Origin of the sequence: Natrialba aegyptia DSM 13077 (assembly GCF_000337535.1) — an archaeon.
Classification (GTDB): domain Archaea; phylum Halobacteriota; class Halobacteria; order Halobacteriales; family Natrialbaceae; genus Natrialba; species Natrialba aegyptia.
Window position 1 is genome coordinate 67,088 of sequence record NZ_AOIP01000040.1, and the last position, 21,937, is coordinate 89,024.

The following is a 21,937-nucleotide window of genomic DNA, read 5'->3' on the forward strand; positions in this document are numbered from 1 at the left end:
TTTGTCTCCTATTGTGCTGCTTCTGCGACGAAATTCTTGATAACCCGACTCTCGGCTCGGTGGCGCAACCGACTTACCGCGGATTTGTGGATGTCAAGAACGTCCCCCAACTCGGCGAGCGTACAGTTCCGAGGAGTCTCGTAGAACCCCCGCTCGACTGCCTCGGTAATGAACTCCCATTGGCGGTCCGTGAGTATCTCACTTACAGTGTGTGATTGGACGAGCGACACAATCTCGTACGGAATGCCAGCCGCTGCTAACTCGTCGGTATACTTCGATAGCCGTTCGTGGGAGGCCGCTAGTTCGACGGAAAACCATCCATTGCGTAGGATCGTTGGGTAAATCGAGATATTCTTCGACTTGCGAAGCGGATCATACGACTTCGTTGCTGAGGTCTGAAACTGGAGCAACACCATCCGCTCATCGGTATGGTAAACATCAACTGCGTCTACTTCGGGTGTATTCTCGAATCGGCGAACGAGTTCATCTCCCTTGGGCGTCAGTACTTCGAGAATAACGAACGCACCGTCGTCCCGTAGCTGGGTCGCCAGCAATCTGAACTCGGCATCGGGGAACTCGCTCGAAATCGTTGCCAGCCAACCGTCCACCGCTGTCCCATCGAGTTTCACCTGAATTTGGGGCATGTCAGTAAAGAGTCTGCACTCGGTCTACTTAAAGGCGTAACCATGTTCCTCCACAAACTCACGCTTGTTTCCCACCAACTACCAGATGTGGTTGCAATGAATTCACAGACGGAGATCCGTGCTGCTACCGACGAAGAACGGTATCCATGACAGACTTACCATCAACTTCTCAAGTAGAAGCGAATAAGCGGCTTGTCCGCCGCATTCCCGAAGAGATTTTTGCGAAGGGCGACCTCGATCTGCTTGACGAACTGTACTCCGAAGACGCTGTCGAACGCAATGCGATGGGAACTCACCAGGGTCGACCGGAGATTCGAGAGTCCTATAACAGTTTTCTTACTGCGTTCCCCGATGTCTCGCAGACCGTCGAGAATATTGTTGCGGAAGGAGATCTGGTCGCGGTGCGTATCACGAGTCGTGGGACACACACGGGTGAGCTTGGAGGGATTGAACCAACCGGAAAGGAAATCGAGGTTCAACAGATGTTTTTTGCCCGCATAGAGGACGGGGTAATCGCTGAACGATGGTTCTTGCCGGATAACCTCAGTCTCTTGCAACAGCTTGGTGTCATCGACTTTCCACCGACGTGATACCCGAAGACGCACCGCGTTACTGAGCAGGAGTCGAAGTATCAGTACCTCACAAAGCATCGCCAGTTAGCCTAACCTAAGCCACCTGTTCTGTTGTGATGAGTCGTCAGTAACGGTCGAGCAACGCTGATCGAAGATGGAGCTGTCGGCGGCGGTCAGCCGCCGACGCGACAGCATTGTCACTTGCGAAGACGCTTGCTCGGTCAATGACTACCGGTAGAACCGGTCATCAGGTGGTCGGTTCGCGGGGACGGCCCTCGTGGTGCGTCGGGCCATCCACACGGCCCGTCGAACCATATTTACGAACTCTTTGTATGGCCACTACGTGGATTTCACTGTCTGCTTGTTGGGTCTTGAACACACCTTCAGCAAGCAGACGTTCTAACTAACCGGCTTTGTGAAGTACTGAGATTGTCACAACTTGCCTTATATGGGAGCGGATTTTAGCAGAACCGTCAATTCTGTTCCTGTCACGGCAGAACGGACGAGTGAACCTGGTCTACTATCTCGCCTGCTCTCGCCGCTCTACTGGCAGTATTGTGCTCTTTATGCGAATACTTTTGAGCGCCGCGACCCTAGTACGGATAACAGATGGCTGACTCAATGAGCGAAATGCTCCGTCAGGACATGCAGTGTGAGGGGCTGCTGGAGTGTTTCCACGACCTCAAGGAGATCGACAAAGAGGTATTCCAATTGCTCAGCGACGAAGCGGAGCCGCTGACGGTCGACGAAATCGGTGACCACATCGATCGCGAACGCTCGACGGCCTATCGCTCCGTCAACCGCCTGCTGCAGGCTGGCTTCCTCCAGAAGAAACAGATCAACTACGACCAGGGCGGATACTATCACGTCTATCACCCGCGAGATGCCGAGGATATCTCCCAGGAGATGCAACGGCTGCTCAACGACTGGTACGCGAAAATGGGCCAGTTGATCGCCGAGTTCAGCGAGACGTACGCCGTTGAACCGGAACCGGAATCAGAATCGGAATCGGAATCGGAGTCAGGGTCGGACTCGGACTCGGAATCTAAGCCGGTTGCGTCTCCCGACCAGTAGTTGTCGTGCTCGCTGTCGTCACTACTATCTCCCGGTACTCTCTATCTCCGCGATATCCGTACAGCGGTCACCGAATGCTGTCCTCTCCGCGGATGATCGCTTGTGAAATCGAGACGGTCACGGTCACAGTCACGGTCATCGGTAGCCGCCACGAGTAACACTACTCACGGTCGACGCTACTCGCCCTGATCGGATCGGTCGGACGGCTCGGACCGGCCGAGTCCGCCGCCAGTCCCCGGTAACGTCGTCTGCGTGCCCCGCTGGAAGCGTCCCGTCTCCTCAATCTCGTAATTCATCACCAGTCGCTCCGTCGCCGCCGTCGACCGACTCGCGTCGTCGTGTTGCTTGTTCATAAACTGCGAGCGGTCCTGTTCGACGACCGTATACTCATCCAGATGCTCCGGTAACCGCTGATACGACACTGCCCACCGCCCTTCGAGTTCACGGAGCGTCTCGACGAATCGTTCGTGATCGAACTCGCCGTGGCGATACAGGATATCGCCCTCGTCGACGTACGGCGGATCGGCGTAGAAGAACGTCTGTTCCCCGTCGTACTGGGCCATGAGATCGGCGTAATCGAGGTTCTCGATCTGCACGTTCTGAAAGCGCCCGGCGAACTCGTGGAGGTGCTCGGTCGCGTTGCGGAACTTGCGGGCCTTGTTTCGCTGGTTGGCGGCGGCGAAGCCGGACGCGGTTCGGTACTTGGCGGCGTATTGGGAGTATCGGAGATAGAAGAAGCGCCCGGCGCGTTCGATGGGGTCGTCAGGTCGCTCGCCGTCGTAAAACGCCCGTTTCCAGGCTTCGTGTTGTTCGCGGGCGTAGGGCGTTTGCTGGAGCCACTCGACGAGTTCGTCCTCGCGCTCGCGGAGGGTGGTAAAGAACTGGACCAGATCGCCGTCACGGTCGTTGTAGACTTCGATGTGGCTCTCGTCTTTGGTGACGAGAACGGCTGCGCTGCCGCCGAAGACCTCGACGTAGCACCTGTGGGACGGAATGTGGTCGATAATCCACGGGGCGAGGTAGGATTTGCCGCCGGGATACGGGAATACCGACGTAGTCACAGCGGTTTGTTTCGGCCCTGCCGTTATAATCCCTCTCTTCGACTTTTCGTCCGTCTTCGGTAACGTCTCCCGATGCGCCTCGTGTTCGATGTCGTGTTCGGGACTCTCGTTCGATGTCGTATTCGAGGGACTCTCGTTCGGATCCGGGACGATGATCGGAAGACGCGGGTTGACGCTTGCAAGGAATACCACTATTCCGAGAGGGAGAATACGGTTCCGTACGTGTCCGTCTTCTGGACGGACCCATCTTCGACGCCGCTTGATGTGAGATTTGCTCGCATGCAAGACCTCAACATCGCGCTCGTCACGATCGGTGGACTCACGTTGCTACTGAGCCTCGTCGCCGGGCTGATGCGAAACAAGATTTACGTTCTCTCGGAACCCATGGCGGCGGTGATTCTGGGGGTCGTGATCGGTCCCTTCGGAGCGGATCTACTCGCGCTTGCGGAGTGGGGTGACCCGTTTCTGATCGTAGAACAGTTTGCCCGCCTCACGGTCGGGTTGGCCGTTATGGCCGCGGCGCTTCGGCTTCCCCGGCGATACTTCAGCGAGCGCGTCCGTTCGATGGCGATCGTCCTCCTCCCCGGAATGATCGTGATGTGGCTCGTGAGCGGACTCCTCGTCTTTTTCTTTCTGGGGGTTTCACTCTGGACTGCACTGCTTATCGGGGCGATCATTACGCCGACGGATCCGGTCCTCGCCGGAACGATCGTGATTGGATCCCTCGCGGAGCGGGATATCCCGGCGTCGGTCCGAAATCTCCTCAGCGGCGAAGCGGGCGCGAACGACGGGCTCGCGTATCCGATCGTCTTTCTTCCGATTCTCGTCCTTCAGCATTCCTCCGAGCGGGCGGTCACCGAGTGGCTGCTCTCGACGGTACTCTGGGAAATCGGGACGGCAGTGGTGATCGGGGCTGCCGTCGGGGCGGCCGCCGGCTGGGTCGAACGCAAATCCCACGAACACGATTTTCTCGAGGAGACCTCGTTGCTCAGCGTAACCGTCGCCTTCACGTTCGCCGTGTTGGGCGGAGTCAAACTGCTCGGTAGCGACGGCATCCTCGCGGCGTTCGTGGCCGGATTGCTGTTCAATCGGTTCGCAGACGCCAGCGACGAGGCTGACGAGCAGAAAGTCCAGGAGACGGTGCTTCGACTGTTCACGTTCCCGGTTTTCGTCTTCTTCGGCATGGTGATCCCGATATCCGAGTGGTTCGCGCTGGGGTGGGCTGGGATCGCCCTCACGGCGAGCGTCTTGCTCCTGCGCCGACTGCCGATGATGCTCCTGTTCCACCGGTTCATCCGGCCGATCAACGACGGTCGAGATGCGCTCTTTGCGGGCTGGTTCGGCCCGATCGGCATCGCGGCGCTCTTTTACGCGACGGTGACCCACCGAATCCTGGGCACTGAACTCGTCTGGAGCGTGTCGACTCTCATTATCGCGAGTTCGGTGCTGGTTCACGGCGTTACGGCGACGCCGTTTACGAAATTGTACGGGAAGGTGATCGACCGCGATCATCCGCAGGCGGCCGACCACGACCAATCGTCGGCGTTCGTGGAGGGATAATGCACTTGGGAGAACGGATATGGATATCAACGATTCTCAGAGACGGTGGTACGATCCGATCGTGTGAACTCTCGGTGTGGTTCTACCCAGGTTCGCCGTCGTCGTTTTGAGTCTCGTTGTGGTCTCAGTCATCAGGGACGAGTACTACGCGATTCTGGCCGAGTTGCTCTCAGCGACGGTCGTCTTCGGCGTCGGCAGGGTACTCCGCTACGGTACGTCAGGCACTGAGGAGACGTCCCCCGCGCAAGCGTTTGCGTCCACGGCACTCGTCTGGTGCCGTGGGGTTGCTCAGTTCACTCCCGTTCGCGCTTATCGCCCTCACCATCGCTCTCGACCCGGGTGGCGTCACACCGCCCCCGATGAATCCGACGATGCGCGCGTTTCTCTCTCCGACTAACGCGTTGTTCGAGGGTTTCAACGGGATCACGGGACCGGGACTGTCGGTGACGCGGAGTGCGATCGACTGCCGGCAACGCTGCAGTGGTGGCGGTCGCTCACTGAATGGCTCGGCGGAATTGGCATCACCGTCCTGATCCTCACGGTCGTTCGACGGTCCGACGGCGGGGTGCTCGACCAGTACTACGAGGAGCGCTCACCCTGGGCCGATCCGGGGACGAAATCCCCGATCTGACGGCGATGGTGGAGCGCTTACCGTCTTCACGCTACTCGCAATTATTCTTCTCCGGGTAGCAGGAATGCCGCCGTGGGACGCCATCAACCACGGAATGATCGGCCTATCGACCGGCGGGTTCGCCGTCACCGATAACAGTATCGCAACGTACGGGAGCCGCAGAATTCAGGTCGCTCTTTTACCGATCTACTACCTCTTGCTTCGGGGTCGCCTCGAAGGATTCGCGAGGGACCGGCAGACGCAGTGGCTGCTGCTCGTTATCGCGTGCGGGACGACGCTGGCCCCTCTCATTATGTTTACGACGGATTCTCTTCGCTCGACGGCTCACGACGCGATTACGGTGACGTTCCAATTCGTTTCCGCGATCACCTGCACCGGCTTCTCGACGACGAATCTGGATTCGATGTGGTCCCCGGGGACGGTGCTGTTGCTAACTGTCGCGATGATCGTGGGCGGTTCGGAGGGATCGACCGTCAGCGGCGTCAAGATCGTCCGCGTCGTGATTTTCGAAGCGGGAGTAGTCGAACGCATCGGAGAACCGTTTCCGGGGATCGATTCGTCCAGAGATATCGAGATCAGTGGCGAACACGTCTCGGCGAATTTCCACAACGCGTCGGTCGTTCTGGTGCTCTGGTTGCTATTCCTGCTCGGTGGGATGGTTGCTCTGTTCGTGTTGCTTCCGCCCGAAAACGAATCATTTCAGCACGTCGTCTTCGAGGTTGCAAGCGCACAGAGGAACGTCGGTCTCTCGAGCGATCTTACTTCCCCGGGTCGATCTCGGGCCGTGAAATCAGTTCTCATCGGGAATATGTGGGTCGGACGGCTGACGGTCCTTCCCGTTCTCGTATTGCTCCGGGGTTCGGTATGATTTGAAACCCTCGTGTTCGGATACGGACCGAAACAGAATGACAGATGGCTAACCTGAGGTGTTCTTTCGGACGGTTGAGTGAGAATGAGTGAACGAACCTCTCTCCGGGTACAGCCAGTACTCTGTTGACTTCGCCGTTTCCCGCCGAGATGATCGACGTCCTTACCCGCAAGTGCGAAGTCGTCAAGCGTGATCGGAGAATCGATCTTCGAATGCTAATCTAGACGCGTGGGCTATGCCAAAGAGCAAGGCGACGACCACACGCTCTCGAAAGAACGCTGGAAGAGACGCCCTTCCGGTCGTACGCCCAGTTGGTTCTCACGAAACTGGCTGAACTCTACGAGTATTCTCCGTCAAATACCCTTGAATTTCTGGATGAAGACGCTATGCAACCTCCCCGGCGGGAATGGCACTCTTAGAGGTGGTGTCTCGACCTCTATTGCTGTTCTGAAGCTTAACCGGTGGTATATCGCCATTATTTGATGGACATAATTTACATCGATTTGTAATGGTGATGTTTACTAACTATATCGCCACGGTTGACTTTCGCGGAATGGCAGATATGATCAGTACTGAACTCGACCGACGAAGATTCCTTCGTGGGACGGCTGTGGCGGGTCTCACGGGTGCAGTAGGGGTGAGTGGTATCACAAGCGGAGCCGAGGATGGAACTTCGATAACTGCGACCACGGACTTCGATTCAGGCGGTGGCGTCGAGATCGATCAAGAAAACGGTCGCATAGAATTAACCAATATCGACGACGCGGGGTATAGTTTCCTCGGGTATATGCATTTCAGACTCGAAGGAGCAGCGAATACGGATGTTTCGTTTAACATCACAAACCTCGACGAGTCGAGAATGCCTGCGAACTACAGGCTTCTGTATACATCGAGCCTCGAATCCGGAGACTGGACCCGGATGGACGATGAAGTCGAGGACGGCTTTTCCCAGACGTTCGACTCCGATGAGGTGTATATCTCGGGCTACAGAGCCTATCCGTATCAACAGACGGTGCAGCGAGTGACTGAACTCGAGCGTAGCTATCCGAGATTTGTCGAAACGGATGTGATCGGCCAGAGTGCAAATGGACGGGATATGCACGCGATTCGTATCACTAATCCGGCCGTCCCCGACGAAGAGAAGGAGGATATCATTTCTATCACGAGACAACACCCCGGAGAAGTGGAGGGCTCGTGGCATATGGATGCCGCGATCGACTACGTGCTCGAAACCCTCTGTGATTCGACGGTTGCATTCGAAGACGAGTTCTGTTTCCACTTCATTCCGAATGCGAATCCGGACGGGATGTACGAGGGACATCACAGACACACTCCACAAGGATACGATTTGAACCGTGAGTGGAATACGGAGTCACCGGTTGAAATCGAGAACATGATGTCTTACATGCGGGAGAATCTGGACGATGTCCATTGGGGATTCGACTTCCATTCGACAACGAACTCCAACTGGGACGCCGTAGTCTACGGCGAGGATGCTGTCGATGACGACGATCTCGATACGATCGACGCGATTGCGTCTCATTCACTCTCGTATCCAGACACGACACGGTCGAGCAACACAGATGGTACCGCGTACGCGTTCATCAACGACGAGTTCGATGCTGTGATGGTCGTGACCGAAGCGTGGACGTACCGCGAGTACGCGGCCGCAGAATTAGCGGCGGAAGGACGAAACTTCTTCAGCGAGGTCGCTCCACGGGAGGACTCCCCATCGGGTGGTCGTCGATCGCCGAAAAACACCTGTCCATCAGGTTCCTGTGGTGAGCATCCGTATCCGGTTGAACTGCCCAGTAGTCTTCCTTGGGGAAAGAATTTCGACCCGGTGGAGTATCTCCTCTGATATAAGAACTCGTGAAAACGCTACGCACTACGGATCAGGTGGGTAACAGAGTACTGTGTCTTGATTGGTCGTTCAATGCGGACCATTCGACCCAATCTCTCGGCTGAACGTGCGGGGATGACCGGTTCGCTCCCGAACTCTGTTGGATGATGTCTCACTATATCTATCTATGTGGAATAAGAGTCAACTATATGTGGGATGCGTGAGATCGTTTTGATATGCCTATCGGTCCAGCAATCGACGACCTACACTTCAGTGACGAACCCGCTGTCGACGACGTTCCCGGTCCTCGATCAACCGACCTGTTGGAGCGCCAGCGCGAGGTTGATAGCAATGCCGTTGCGTATCCGCGCCGGATTCCCATCGCGCTGGATGAAGCACGCGGTGCGACGGTTCGTGACGCCGACGGGAATACGTTTCTCGACTTCTTCGCCGGCATCGGCGTATTGAACGTCGGCCACTCCAACCCCTACGTTCTCGATGGCGTCAAAGACCAGTTGGACGCCGTTACGCACACGATCGACTTTCCAACGGAGCCACGGGTTGACCTCATCGATAAACTGCGCGAGATCGCCCCCGGTGGCCTTCAGGGGTCGAGCAATGTTGTCTTCGGCGGCCCGAGCGGGAGCGACGCCATCGAGGGTTCGATCAAACTCGCAAAACAGCACACCGGTCGCCACGGCCTGCTGGCGTTCGAAGGGGCCTACCACGGGACGACTGCCGGCGCGCTCAGCCTCACCGCCGCCAGGAAGTACAAGACCGACTACAGCCCGTTGCTCGCCGATGCCGTTCACGTGCCCTACCCGGACACGACTACCGGGACGGACGGCGATAGCGAAGCCGTCTCCTGTTCTCGGGCACTCGACGCCGTCAAACGGAAATTCGAGGACCCGTACGGCGGTCACGAATCCCCCGCCGGCATCTGGGTCGAACCGATCCAGGGCGAGGGCGGTATCAACGTCCCTCCGGCCGAGTTCTTGGGCGGCCTTCGGGATATCGCCGACGACAACGATGCGCTGTTGATCGTCGACGAAATCCAGACCGGACTCGGGCGCACCGGCGAGTGGTTCGCGTCCGACCACTTCGACGTCACCCCCGACGCGATCACGATGGCCAAGGCCCTCGGCGGCTCCGGACTCCCGATCGGTGCGATGCTCTATCACGAGGACTTCGACACGTGGGGGCCAGGCGGTCACGTCGGCACCTTCCGCGGAAACGCGCCCGCGATGGTCGGCGGTATTCGCGCCATCGAATACATTCAGGAACACGATCTCCTCTCGCACGCGACCGATCTCGGCGAGTTCATCCGCGGTCGATTCACGGAACTCGCCGAGACGACGCCCGAAATCGCCGACGTTCGCGGGAAGGGCCTGTTCATCGGCGTCGAACTCGTCGACGACGATGGCAGTCCCGCCGATGAACTCGTCAAAGCGGTCCAGACGGACTGTTACGAGAACGGCGTGTTGGTGTGGAGTGCGGGGCGTCACGGGAACGTCTTGCGGTTGATTCCGCCGCTGGTGCTTACCCGTCGACAGGCCGAGGTCGGAACGGAGATCATCTGTGAGGCGATCGAGGAGTGCACCCGGGGATAGCGTGCATTCATCACCACCGGTAGAATAGTTACCCCGGACGCGAAACGGACGGGATACAATTGTCTGAGAGTAATCGAGTCGTTGTCGTTACCGGTGCGAACGAGGGTATCGGCTATCACATGCTCACGTCGCTGGTCGCCGACGGCTACCGGGTCGCTGGGCTGGACAGTACCGTTGCAAATCTCGAATCGCTCCAGGAAACCGAACCGAAGCGCGTCCGGTATTACGAATGTGATGTGACGGATCCGGACGACGTACAGGACGCCGTTTCCGGCGTCATCGAGACGTGGGATCGGATCGACATTCTCGTCAACAACGCCGGGATCTCCACCGTCGCTCCGTTCGGCGAGCTGGCGATGGAGGAGATGCGCCGCGAATTCGAGGTGAACGTCTTCGGATACATGCAGATGATTCGGGCGGTACTCCCACATATGCGGGATCGCGGTGACGGTATCATCCACAACATGGGGTCCGGGACGGGCGATGTCGGTCATCCCGGACTGTCCGGATATGCCGCCACGAAGGGAGCAATTAAGGCGTTCGTTCGTTCACTACGACTCGAACTGCACCACACCGGCGTCTCGTGTACTCTGATGGTGCCACCGACGACGAATACGCAGATGGTGGCCGGGCTTGAATACCCGTCGTGGATGACATCCGACCCCGATGCGGTCGGTCGCAAGTTGGCCAGTCACGTCGAATCGACGCAACCGGTGATCACACCCGACCGAAAAACAAAGTTCGGCCTCGCGCTCATCGACTGGTTCCCATCACTCTGGCGAAAGATCACGGGCCGATTCGTTGAGCCCCCTGACTAGCTATTTTTCTGTCTCTTTCGGCCTGGTTTCCGCGCCAGAGGTGTGGCTCCGCTCTTCTCCTGGGTTGTGGGGTGTGTGGTTTTACCCTCCATCCGATCACGGAACGTCGATGATTGGGTATCAATGGTCATATCTAGACAAAATTGGCAATTCAAATGTCCGTTAATTATATCACTCCGTTCGTGATTCCCTCCGAGTGTGATCACGCAGTGTGAAATAACACAAGAAAATCAATAATATCCGAAGAGACGTGAGACCCGCGTTGTGTGGCAATTACTGGGGTTCAAGAGACACATCTACATGACAGACACACGAGAACGGTTCATGGCTGTGCTGCTCTCCGTGCTGCTGGTGCTTTCGCTCGTCGCGATCGCCGGTGCCGGACTGGCAGGCAGTGCAGTCGCAACAGAAGGAATCGAGACACAAGCAACCGATACATCGACCGGCCCCGCAACGGTCGATCCCGCACTCGACAATGCGGAGGGGACCGAGGAAGTCTACATCATCCTCGATCAGTACGACGGTGAACTCGGCGACGACCGCGAGCAGGCGATCGCCCGCCTCAAGGAGTTCGCGGCGGAGTCACAGGCCACCGTGACGGCGGATTTAGACACTCTGTCCGGCGTCGAGGTGATAAACACCTACTGGATCACGAACGCCGTCCGCGCCGAAGTCGACACAACCGCCGTCGACACGGCTGAACTCGCGTCGATCGAGGGCGTGCGGACGATCCAGCTCAAGCCGGAGTACCAGGTGCCGGAGCCGGCTAGCCAGTCCGCCGCCGACGCAACTCCCGACGCGGACGAGTTCACCTACGGCCTCGAGCAGGTCAACGCGTCCGAGACGTGGAACGACTTCGGCACGCAGGGCGAGGACGTCAAGGTCGCAGTGCTCGACACCGGCTTCGACGTCAGTCATCCGGACCTCGATCTCTACACCGAGGATGCGGACGATCCGACGTATCCGGGCGGCTGGGTCGAGATCGGCCCGGACGGTGAGCCGGTCGAGGGCTCCGAACCGCACGATACGCACTATCACGGAACGCACGTCGGCGGCACGGTCGGTGCCGACGCGCCGACCGATGGCGAGACGCCCGCGTACGGCGTCGCACCGAACGTCGACTTGCAGCACGCACTCGTGTTGCCCGGCGGGTCGGGAGCCGACTCGGACACGCTCGCCGGCTTCGAGTACGTCATCGAAGAGATGGACACCGACGTCGTCAGCATGAGCTTCGGCGCGGGCTGTGGCCTCTTCGGTCCGGTCTACGACGACGCCTGGATTCCGGCGATTCAGAACGCTAACGACGCCGGCGTCGTGGCGGTTACCTCGGCCGGCAACTCCGGCGAGGGCTGTGTCGGTTCGCCGGCGAACATCTACGACTCGTTCGGCATCGGAGCCTCCGACGAGGACGGCAACATCGCCGACTTCTCGAGCGGCGACACGATCGCGGGCGACAACTGGGACGAACCGGATCCGGAGTGGCCCGACGAGTGGATCAAACCGGACGTCTCCGCACCGGGTGCGGACGTGCTGAGTGCCGCACCCGGCGGCGAGTACGACACGCTTTCGGGCACGTCGATGGCCGCCCCGCACACGTCGGGCGTCATCGCGCTCATGCTCGGGGCGAACGACGATCTCACCGCCGAGGAGGTCCAGTCGACGCTCGAAGAAACCGCCTGGAAACCCGACGACGCACCCGACGAGAAAGACGTTCGCTACGGCCACGGCATCATCGACGCCCACGCGGCCGTCGACGAGGTCGCCGCAGGCGCGCTCGAGTACGAACTCGGCGACGTCGACCAGGACGAATCACTCACCGTCCGCGACGTGCAGCTGACACAGCAGTACCTGCAGGATATGGAGCCCGAGCCGTTCGCCCAGGGACTCGCTGATCTGGACCGTGACGGCGAGGTCACCACGACCGACCTGAACCTGCTCCAGCAGAAGGTCCAGGGCACCCTCACGGAGGGCGAGATCACGATTTCCGACCTCGACGTTTCCGACGAGGTCGACCAGGGCGAGACACTCGAGGTCACCGTCGACCTCGAAAACCCCGGCGACGAAGGGGCAGTACAGGAACTCAACCTCTCCCTGAACGACACGAGTGATGAACCGGTCGCAACCGAAGTCGTCGACATGGCCGCACCCGGCGTCGACGATCCGATCGACCACCCGGCCGAGACGACGATCACGGTCGAACTCGACACCGCGGCCATGGACGGCGATACATACACCCTTACGGTCACGAGCGAGGACGACGACGCGTCTGCCGAGTTCACCGTCCGGGCTTCGAACTTCGAGGTCACGTCCCTCGACGCGCCGGCCGAAGCCGACCGCGGCGAGGAGATCACCGTCAACGCGACGGTCGAAAACACGGGGAACGTCGATGACACCCAGTCCGTCGAGTACCGATTCGACGACCTGGACGACGCGCTCCACGCACAGAACGTCACGCTCGCGTCCGGTGCCGACACGATGGTCTCCTTCGAAGCCGACACGGCGAACGTTTCGGCGGGGACCTACGAGCACGGCGTCTTCACTGACGACGACGCGGCGACGGACACGATCGATATCCACGAAGCGTTCTTCAGCGTCGACATCACCGACGCGCCGGCCGAACTCGCGCCTGGCGAGTCTTACAACGTCAGCGCCGTCGTCGAGAACACTGGCGGCGCACCGGGCGACCAGGAGGTCGTCTACGAACTCGGCGAGGGCGGTGGCGACATCGCCGTCGTCGACGTTGCTGCGGATACCTCGCAGGGCGAGGCCGTCGCTAGCGTGTTAGACGAACGGCTCAACAACGACACCTACACGGTCGACGTCGTCACTGCGGATACGCTGCTCGACGCGATGGACGACTACGATACGTTCGTCATCCAGCGCTTCGGCAACGACACGATCGCGTCGGATTTCCTCGACGAACTCGAAGAGACCCAGAACGCGGTCTACCTCGACTCACACCAAGGCGGCACGGCGGAGACCTACGCTGACGGCGTTTTCCGTCTCAACAACGTCCGCGAAGATCCCGCGGAGCGCGACTCCGAGGGACTCGGCACGTCGAGCGATCCCGTCACGATCGACATCGACCAGGATCACGCCATCTTCGCCGGCGTCGGCGAGCCTGGAGACGCGGTCGAGATGTACACCGGGACCACGACCTGGGGAAGCTGGTTCGACAACTACAGCGGCACGACGCTCGCGACCGCCGACTACGGCGGCGAGTACGCTGGTCCGTCGGTCGCCGTCAGCGACGACGGCAGCGAAGTCTTGCTCACCGCAACCGGTCGTGACTACTTCACCAACGAACCGGACTTCACCGACGAGGCGAACCAGTTGCTTGCAAACGCCGTCGAGTTCGCCACGACCGGCGGCGTGACGGCCGAGGCCGAGACGGTCGACAATACGACCCTCGTCTCCCTGGAGCCGGGAGAGGTCGAACAGCTGACGTTCTCGGATACCGTGCCCGCTGACGCCGAAGCGGGCGATGCGAGCCACATCGTGGCCAGCGAGGACGAACAGGACTTCGTCTCGGCCACGATCGACGACGGTCCGAACTGGTCCGTCAAGGGAACGGTCACCGACGCTGCGACCGACGAACCGATCGCAAACGCCAGCGTCGAACTCGACGCCGGAAACGAGACCTACGCGAACGTGACCGACGCCGACGGACAGTACGGGCTCGCGAACGTCCCCGCGGGCGAACACGAGCTCACGGTCACGGCCGAGAACTACGCGGAGCAGACCGTCTCCGTCGACGTACCGGCAAACGAGACAGTCACCAAAGACGTCGCCCTCGACACGCTGTCGGGGACGATCAGCGGCGAGGTCGCGGCGAGTGACGACGGCGAACCCGTCGAAAACGTCACGGTCGTCGCCGAGAACGGCGACGGCGAAGTCTACGAGACGACGACCGACGAGAACGGCACGTACGAACTCGACGGCGTCTCGGCCGGCACGTACGTCGTCGATGTCGCCGACACGCCGCCGGGCTTCGAACCTGAGGAAGTCATCACCGTTGCGCCCGGCGAGCACGTCGACGGCGTCGACTTCGAGATCGACCGTACCGCCGGTTCGATCGAGGGTTACGTCACGAACGCCGCCGGCGTTCCGATCGCAGACGCGAACGTCGTCGACGCCGACGACGGCGCGTTCAACGCGACCACGAACGAGAGCGGCTACTACGAAATTACGACCGTCACGCCAGGCACCAACGCGCTCCGGGCGACCGCCGACGGCTACGACGACTCGAACGTCGAGTTCGTCGAGGTCGAGACCGGCGAGACGACGACCGCGAACCTCACCCTCGGCACCTACTTCGAGGTCGGCGACCTCGCAGCACCCGACACCGCCGCGCCCGGTGAGAACATCACCGTCAACGCGACGGTCACCAACACCGGCGACCAGACGGACACCCGAACGGTGTTCTACTTCCCGCCGGGCACCGACTTCGGTCCCGACGTGATCGACACCCAGAACGGACTGTCCGAGACGGTCACGCTCGACGGCGGCGACTCGACGACGGTCGAGTTCACCTACGAGATCCCCGACGACGACGAGCCGGGCGAGTACGAACACGGCATCTCGGCCGACGAAGTCGCGTCGACGACGATCACGATCGAAGGGGACGACGGCGGCGACGCGACCTTCGACGTGAGTGAACTCGACGCGCCCGCGACGGCCGGTCCAGGTGAGACCGTGTCGGTCAACGCCACGGTCGAGAACACGGGCGACGCCGCCGGCACGCAGAACGTGACGTACGCGTTCGACAACGAGACCGTCGACGAGACGATCCTCTCGCTCGACGCGAACGAGACGGCGATGCTCGAGTTCACCGCCGACCTTCCGGACGTCGAGGGAACGTACGAGCACGTCGTCGCCTCGGCAAACGCGTCGGCGACCGCACAGACGACCATCGAGAACGACAGCGAGCCGGACCCGGCGTACTTCGAAGTCACCGAACTCGCCGGGCCGGATGTCGTCGACTCCGGCGACGAACTGACGGTCAACGCGACGATCACCAACACCGGCGACGTACTCGACGAACAGGACGTGTTCCTGTTCTGGGACACCACGGCGGCTGCGATCGATCTCGAAGACGGCGATCGCTCGGCCGACGAACGCCGCGAGGCCGGCGTCGACTCGATGGCGACGGTTGAACTCGACGGCGGCGAATCGGAGACGGTCTCGCTCACCTACGCGGTCGAGAACGATACCGAACCGGGTACCTACCAGTACACGGTCTCCACGCTGCAAGAGATGGTCGACGGCGAGGTTACCGTGGAAGCGTCCGATGACGTCTCGATTCTTCCGGTCCGCGGCGGGCACGGAATGCAGTCCGTCGGAACCGCGCTGCTCGGCTGAGCGGTTCTGACACACCACTCACGACGCCGATTTTTTCGAAGAGTATGGCGGATCGGTAGTCCATCCGGCTGTGAAACACCGTTCGTATGGGCGATTCCGTTTAAAATCTGCATACCGCAGCCGTGCATTCGTCTTTAGCTAAGAGAAGAACCGCAGTACAGCAGTAGCTCATCGCGTATTCTTCTCGAGAGAAATGGGGTGGGAATAGATGCGTCCAACAGTAATTCCATTTATGAATAATTAATAATAGGTTTGTAGGCAGTGTGGAACGGGTGTATACTGTGCCCAATCCTCTTGAGAGATCTTCTTCACCGTGAACTGTGTAGATTTCTTGTTAATTGTATAATTAGAGATATTCACTACATATAGTAATTAACTACTAGATGATAGTCGATATTTTTGTTATTTCACTATTTTAGGAGTATAATAATACATTTTGTTATAAAGATTTAAGTCTCATAGCAGTTGACCTATTCTTGGAATGAATCTCCGCCGATGCAGCAAATGCAGATTTTGGAAGGTGACCGAGTTATGATTGCTGCCGCATTAGTCATGATCGTTGGTCTCGCCATCGGGGCTGTCGTAACTCATATGACTGGACTTCGGTTAGGTGGTGTGATTGTAGCACCGCTACTCGCAGTCTACTCTCTTTACTCCTTTGTTGCACTCCCGATGTTTCTCATTAGCGGGGCCATCGCGTACTGTCTCGTTGGGATCATACGAGCACGCACGCTTATCTACGGGCGGCAGTTGCTACTCACAAGTCTTGTCGTTGGAGCAATCACACCAATCACTGCCCACGTGATCATTAGCTCGTGGTCTCTCGGAATTTCAGAGATGGCGTTCTTCGGCGCGGTTCTCCCCGGCATCACGGCCTACAACTACCATAAACTCGAGCCGGAAGACCGCTGGTCTGACCTGGCATTGAGCGGTGGATTGGTTGCCGGTCTCATCGTCTTCGGTGCGGCGATTGTGAATCCTACGGTCGCCACGCAATTGGGGTCGGGATTAACTTCTGTGCTGTTCACTCCTGGATCAGACATTGCAGCGTTCCGCGACGCTATCCAGGGAGTTCCGTCGTCAGGGGGCGTTGTCGGCCAGATATGGCTGATCGTTCTACTCGGGTTTGGCCTACTGATCTCCGAGGCAGCGCACTCTCGGTGGGGCGTTCGGCTGGGTGGGTTAGTTGCTGTCCCACTCCTCGCCACCATGGCGCTCACGAACGCGTGGACCGTCGGAGTGTACGTAATTGTGCTGTCAGCCACCTTTACAGCTATCACGGCCATCAACAGACTCACACTCATCTACGGCCGGGCGCTGTTGAACCTCGGACTCATCATTTCGATGATGTCAGGAATACTCATCGCGTCAGCCACAACTACGGTTTCAGGATTCACGTTATTCTTCGTGGTTCTGCTCTCCGGGGTTGGGGCCTATAATTTTCACCGAGTCGCACCTGCCGAACGATTCGAATCGCTCAGTCTGTCGGCAGGACTATTCGCGAGTCTACTGGTCGGTATTAGACTATTCATCGACCCGACAGCTGATGGCCTCTTAGCTGATCCATCAGTACCTGAAATCTCAGTAATCGTCAGCGTACTCGTGCTCGCAGCCTATTGCGTATGGACGCTTGAACAGCGCCGTATGACCGTTGCGAAACACCACGCGAGGGGGATATCTGCATGAGCGGAAAACGATACTCAACCCAAGACATCACTAACGGTGTCAGCAACTCTATCAAACACACCGCTCGAGCGCTCTTCCGTGGGATAACTCATAAACGTCGGCTCGACGGTATCGATGCCAAGATCGTTATCTCCGGCACCCGGGGGAAGTCGTCTCTCACGAAGTGGACACACGATATTCTCTATGACCGGGAGTACGACGTCATGGCGAAGATTACTGGCAATAACCCGATTACGGTCCACAACGCTGTCAAGAAGCCTATCTTACGCGGGTCCCAAGTCCGGTTATACGAAAACGCGAGAGAACTCTCGCAGCACACGCCGAAGGACGTGATGATTCTCGAGAACCAAGCGATTAGTTCCTACACCACGCGGATGTTCAACAGTGTGTTTTCCCATCCCGACGTGGTCGTCTTGAGTAACATCCGCGAAGACCATCTATCAACGTTGGGTACTGACAGATACAAAGTAGCTCGAGGATTGGTCAGAGCAATTCCAGAGGGGACCCATGTCGTCAACGCGGAACAGGATCCGAACTTACAGGAGTACATCGAGACTGAGATAGAGCGGCGTGGCGCGACCGTAAGCCACGTCTCTGTCCCCGATAAGTACGCCACCATCCCCGGTATCGAATCAGTTTATGCACTCAATGAGATACTTCGGGCGATCGGGCTGAATCCGCTATCAGACGATAAACTCGCAGTATACCGGAAGAAGATGTCCGTTGAGTGGACTCGTCTCACCAACGGAAGGATCCACAATGCGGCCGAGGTCAACGACGTCCAAAGTACCGAGATGATCCGAGAGGCACTGGTCTCAAAGGACCCCTCCATCGATAAGATTACACCGTTTGTCTATCTTCGAGGTGATCGACGTGGACGGACAGTGTCCTTCTTACACTATCTTACAGAACTCTATGAGGATGGTGCCATCGACGACGTCCACATCGCCGGTGAGACCACGAAAGCGTTCAGTCAAAAGGCTAATTTCCCAGTCATTATCCACGACGATACGAAGGATCCTGCGGACGAGGTACTTGGCTCGCTGCTCGCTGAGGAACGCCCTGTGATCATTATGGGCAACACAGTTGCTGACTGGATGCGCGACCTCGAGCGTGCGATCGACGCTCGAACAGTCGATACTGACCAATTGGTCGGCCTCACTCGCGAGGAAAAATCCGAGCAACAGCCGGTTGTGACCAGATAGCACACCCCCTCGAACCGGCGCCTTCCTCTTTATATATAGACATTTCTACACTAATATTTTTAGGACGGAAACGGTATTTTTAATAGGTATCGGTAATATGTAATACCATGGCTGAAAAACAGTCTGGTAATACAACACGGCGCGCATTGATGGGCGGACTAGTAAGTACCCCTCTTCTGGTCGGTGGGGCCGTTGCTGGATACGAGGCAACCTCACGAAGGAACACCATCGAATCTGTTAACCAGAAGGCAGTTGACCGAGACGGCGAACTCACGCAAACGACGCTCGGAAAGACCGACTCCGGATCAACCGGTGATGGTGACGCTTTCACGTATCTGAGCGCAACGTCTGACCTACTGAACAACGTTGGTCGAATGGTCGGCGAACAGGTCCGCGTCCAACGGAATGATAATGAGGTCGCCGTCTACACGATCCAGGGTGAACTCTCCGGGGACGGGCCGGGGGTTGCTGGTAACGCTCTCTCGCGGGCGCGCCTTGACCTCAATAATAGTAACTGGGAAGTCAACAATAGCGACCAGGAAAACCTCGGAGACTGCCGCCTGGCCTGTCCACGACCAGAGGCGTCGGTCCCGATCAACGATGACGACGAAGTCGATGTCGATGTTAATCCAATGGTCGTCAACCCGGATCTGAGCGTCGAGGAAGCTCAGGAATCGGACGATTACGTTGAGGTGAGCAAGCAAACAGACTCGGATGTTATCGTGCTCTCGCCCCACGGCGGAGACGTGCAGCCACATACTGGCGAGCAAGCCGAGACAGTTGTCGATGAACTGAACGGCGATGTCGATCACTGGGGCACCCGTGGATATCGTAACGGCAGTGGTGCGTTCGTCAGATGGTACGTCCCGTCCTACAATATGTCCGAGGCGTCGTATCCCGAACTTGCAGAGGTTAGCGAGAATGAATACGAGTACGCAATTGCGTTCCACGGTACCTGCGACCCCACGATCCAGATTGGGGGTCAGGCACCCCAGTCGTTCCGCGAAGAGGTTCGTGATGCAATTAACGATGCGCTCGAGGGAACGGACCTGAACGCAGTGCTGGGAACTGACGAGTACCGTGTCGATGGAGACAATACGCTAGTGAACCGTCTCGCCATGCGCTGTGCGATCTGGATCGGCCAAGACGAAGAGTCGCGAGAGCAGTACGGTATGGAGATTGCTGAAGCCGTCGCTGGCGTCCTTGAATCGCGCGTATAACTGAAGTACTGAATAGAAGAACAGACTCGCTCCTCGGTGACCGTCCAACAGAAACAGTACTCGGTCGCCGAATCGTGGGCGAACTCTACCACGTACTCCCTTCTATTGTGAGGCGCTGTCTAGTTACTTGACTTCGCACGTTATGCTGCTGAAGCGTGTAGAGAGCGTGTGAACCGAACATATTTCCGATTACGTCTTTCTTGTCGTCTACTGAGCCAATCGATCAGTTAGTGTCTTTCTCGAAGAGGCAGAAATATCACGCGAAAACGCGCGTCACGAGAAGCGGCTGGAGCGACGTTCCACCTACTCCACAACGTCACCGACCAGACGGTCGAACATTTCAGCGTCACAGACGAGAAAACGCACGACAGTATAGAGTTTGAGACAGGATTGGGGCTGGAAGGACGATTAGCGATCTTCGATCTCGCCTCCTTCAAGTATCGGCGGTTCGCGCCTTCCTTTAGAAAGCGAGAAAATCTTCGCCATCGTGGACGAACTCTCCCGCAAGTACATCGGCGTGGAAGTCGAGATTGAACTCGACCGGAGAGAGTATGCGGGACGCAGTCACGAGAAACGGTTCCGCGTCGTCGGCGTTATCGTTACGGACGCCGATGACTACCATCTGTACATCACGACCCTCTCTCGGGAGGAGTTTCGCCCGGCTAATCTAGCGACGATCTACCGGTGCCGGTGGGGTGGAGTTGCTGTTCTGGGAGCTCAAAATGCAGTACAAGCTGGATGAGTTCGATACGACAAAGAAGCACATTGTAGAGATTCTGCTGTACGCAGTGTTGTTATCTTTGGTCGTGAGTCGTGATTTACTCGGTCTGGTCATAGAACATGCTGATGGTGGGTCGTGTTGCGCCGGAACGCTGGGCAGCAACTTCCGGTTGCACGCCAAGCTCATCCTCCGCGAACTGAGGGAATATTTCGCCACCGCTAGAGCGACTGATCGAAGACGCTCAGAAGATCCACAAGCAACGACCGATCCTTCAAGAACAGCTCGCTACTACCATCCAACCGACTGCTGAGGCTTATCTAAAGACCAATGCTGCAGCCGTGTCGTGTGGAGTTGTGCACCGACCAATTTTATCTTCGCTCCCGTGAAAACCGCCTTCGTGAACTTCGAAGACAGAGAGCGAGTTTATGGGCGAGATGAGTATTATTGGGGCACTGAAGCAAACGAGATGGCGGTACAAACGCTCGAGTTCGCCCCGGAAACGACCGATTCGACAACGGCGATCGATCTCGGTGCCGGCGAAGGACGGGATGCCGTGTTCTTCGCCGAGCAGGGCTGGGATGTCTGTGCGGTGGACGTTTCCCCGAACGGCCTCCGGAAGGCTCAGCGACTCGCCGACCGGCGGGGCGTGACGGTTCAGCCGATCCAGGCCGATGCGAACGACGTTTCGATCTCGGGTCCGGTCGACGTGATCTATTCGGCGGGTGCGATCCAGTATATCGTCCCGGAAAATCGTCCCCAACAGTTCGCTCACCTCAAACGGAACACGGCCGAAAACGGAATCCACGCGATGTTCGCGTTCGTCGATCACCCCGACGTGCCGACGCCGCCGGACTGGACCGACAACGAGTTCTTCTACGCACCGGGCGAGTTGCTGGAGTACTACGATGGGTGGACCGTCCTCGAGACTGAGCGTCTCATCTTCGACGACGATTCCGGGGCCGAACCCCACCAACACGCGGCTGAACTCGTGTTTGCACGGAACTCGAACTGACCGGCCCTGTTGAACCCCTTGGGGAGTTACAAGTTAGACCAGTCGGTTAAC

At 58.3% G+C, this 21,937-nt stretch carries 14 protein-coding genes and 1 pseudogene; 13 read left to right on the top strand and 2 right to left on the bottom strand.

Annotated features, from left to right (window positions below; all coding sequences use genetic code 11):
- Positions 1 to 8: 8 nt before the first annotated feature.
- Positions 9 to 644, bottom strand: a complete 636-nt coding sequence (locus C480_RS17215; protein WP_006666900.1) for a helix-turn-helix domain-containing protein — start codon at positions 642 to 644, stop codon at positions 9 to 11.
- Positions 645 to 790: 146 nt separating this feature from the next.
- On the opposite strand from C480_RS17215, the gene C480_RS17220 reads away from it, so the two are divergent.
- Together C480_RS17220 and C480_RS17225 are read left to right on the top strand one after the other, a co-directional pair.
- On the top strand, positions 791 to 1,234 hold the full coding sequence (locus C480_RS17220; RefSeq protein WP_006666901.1) for an ester cyclase: 444 nt from the start codon (positions 791 to 793) through the stop codon (positions 1,232 to 1,234).
- Positions 1,235 to 1,825: 591 nt separating this feature from the next.
- Complete coding sequence (locus C480_RS17225) at positions 1,826 to 2,290, top strand: helix-turn-helix domain-containing protein (protein WP_049903882.1); 465 nt, start codon at positions 1,826 to 1,828, stop codon at positions 2,288 to 2,290.
- Between the two features lie 176 nt (positions 2,291 to 2,466).
- Here the strand turns inward: C480_RS17225 and C480_RS17230 are convergent, their stop codons facing one another.
- On the bottom strand, positions 2,467 to 3,351 hold the full coding sequence (locus C480_RS17230; protein WP_049903902.1) for a DNA adenine methylase: 885 nt from the start codon (positions 3,349 to 3,351) through the stop codon (positions 2,467 to 2,469).
- Between the two features lie 279 nt (positions 3,352 to 3,630).
- On the opposite strand from C480_RS17230, the gene C480_RS17235 reads away from it, so the two are divergent.
- From C480_RS17235 to C480_RS17295, 11 genes and pseudogenes are all read left to right on the top strand, one after another.
- Positions 3,631 to 4,911 carry a cation:proton antiporter domain-containing protein gene (locus tag C480_RS17235; protein ID WP_006666904.1) on the top strand — a complete coding sequence of 427 codons (1,281 nt, stop codon included), beginning with the start codon at positions 3,631 to 3,633 and terminating at the stop codon, positions 4,909 to 4,911.
- A 695-nt stretch (positions 4,912 to 5,606) separates the two neighbouring features.
- Positions 5,607 to 6,410: a potassium transporter TrkG gene (locus C480_RS17245; protein WP_006666906.1), complete on the top strand. Its 804-nt coding sequence runs from the start codon at positions 5,607 to 5,609 to the stop codon at positions 6,408 to 6,410.
- A gap of 553 nt (positions 6,411 to 6,963) precedes the next feature.
- Positions 6,964 to 8,271: a M14-type cytosolic carboxypeptidase gene (locus C480_RS17250; RefSeq protein WP_152424080.1), complete on the top strand. Its 1,308-nt coding sequence runs from the start codon at positions 6,964 to 6,966 to the stop codon at positions 8,269 to 8,271.
- Positions 8,272 to 8,489: 218 nt separating this feature from the next.
- Positions 8,490 to 9,863, top strand: a complete 1,374-nt coding sequence (locus C480_RS17255; RefSeq protein WP_006666908.1) for an aspartate aminotransferase family protein — start codon at positions 8,490 to 8,492, stop codon at positions 9,861 to 9,863.
- A 59-nt stretch (positions 9,864 to 9,922) separates the two neighbouring features.
- The gene (locus C480_RS17260) at positions 9,923 to 10,681 is read left to right on the top strand and encodes an SDR family NAD(P)-dependent oxidoreductase (protein WP_006666909.1); all 759 of its coding nucleotides are present in this window, start codon (positions 9,923 to 9,925) and stop codon (positions 10,679 to 10,681) included.
- Between the two features lie 300 nt (positions 10,682 to 10,981).
- Complete coding sequence (locus C480_RS17265) at positions 10,982 to 16,042, top strand: S8 family serine peptidase (RefSeq protein WP_241433857.1); 5,061 nt, start codon at positions 10,982 to 10,984, stop codon at positions 16,040 to 16,042.
- Between the two features lie 531 nt (positions 16,043 to 16,573).
- Entirely contained in the window at positions 16,574 to 17,728 is a 1,155-nt protein-coding gene (locus C480_RS17270) for a poly-gamma-glutamate biosynthesis protein PgsC/CapC (RefSeq protein WP_049903904.1), read from the top strand.
- The gene (locus C480_RS17275; RefSeq protein ID WP_006666912.1) at positions 17,725 to 18,933 is read left to right on the top strand and encodes a Mur ligase family protein; all 1,209 of its coding nucleotides are present in this window, start codon (positions 17,725 to 17,727) and stop codon (positions 18,931 to 18,933) included. The genes C480_RS17270 and C480_RS17275 overlap by 4 nt, the downstream gene beginning before the upstream one ends.
- Before the next feature lie 374 nt (positions 18,934 to 19,307).
- Positions 19,308 to 20,153 carry a poly-gamma-glutamate hydrolase family protein gene (locus tag C480_RS22350; protein WP_161607015.1) on the top strand — a complete coding sequence of 282 codons (846 nt, stop codon included), beginning with the start codon at positions 19,308 to 19,310 and terminating at the stop codon, positions 20,151 to 20,153.
- A 279-nt stretch (positions 20,154 to 20,432) separates the two neighbouring features.
- Positions 20,433 to 21,188 (top strand): annotated as a pseudogene (locus tag C480_RS22355) (transposase); the annotation flags it as partial.
- 83 nt (positions 21,189 to 21,271) lie between these two features.
- Complete coding sequence (locus C480_RS17295) at positions 21,272 to 21,886, top strand: methyltransferase domain-containing protein (protein WP_049903906.1); 615 nt, start codon at positions 21,272 to 21,274, stop codon at positions 21,884 to 21,886.
- Positions 21,887 to 21,937 lie beyond the last annotated feature (51 nt).

Bases quoted from the DNA above. Each gene is read 5' to 3' on its own strand.
- C480_RS17215 (WP_006666900.1), bottom strand. From the start codon at position 644: ATGCCCCAAATTCAGGTGAAACTCGATGGGACAGCGGTGGACGGTTGG.
- C480_RS17220 (WP_006666901.1), top strand. From the start codon at position 791: ATGACAGACTTACCATCAACTTCTCAAGTAGAAGCGAATAAGCGGCTT.
- C480_RS17225 (WP_049903882.1), top strand. From the start codon at position 1,826: ATGGCTGACTCAATGAGCGAAATGCTCCGTCAGGACATGCAGTGTGAG.
- C480_RS17235 (WP_006666904.1), top strand. From the start codon at position 3,631: ATGCAAGACCTCAACATCGCGCTCGTCACGATCGGTGGACTCACGTTG.
- C480_RS17245 (WP_006666906.1), top strand. From the start codon at position 5,607: ATGCCGCCGTGGGACGCCATCAACCACGGAATGATCGGCCTATCGACC.
- C480_RS17250 (WP_152424080.1), top strand. From the start codon at position 6,964: ATGGCAGATATGATCAGTACTGAACTCGACCGACGAAGATTCCTTCGT.
- C480_RS17255 (WP_006666908.1), top strand. From the start codon at position 8,490: ATGCCTATCGGTCCAGCAATCGACGACCTACACTTCAGTGACGAACCC.
- C480_RS17265 (WP_241433857.1), top strand. From the start codon at position 10,982: ATGACAGACACACGAGAACGGTTCATGGCTGTGCTGCTCTCCGTGCTG.
- C480_RS17270 (WP_049903904.1), top strand. From the start codon at position 16,574: ATGATTGCTGCCGCATTAGTCATGATCGTTGGTCTCGCCATCGGGGCT.
- C480_RS17275 (WP_006666912.1), top strand. From the start codon at position 17,725: ATGAGCGGAAAACGATACTCAACCCAAGACATCACTAACGGTGTCAGC.
- C480_RS22350 (WP_161607015.1), top strand. From the start codon at position 19,308: ATGGTCGGCGAACAGGTCCGCGTCCAACGGAATGATAATGAGGTCGCC.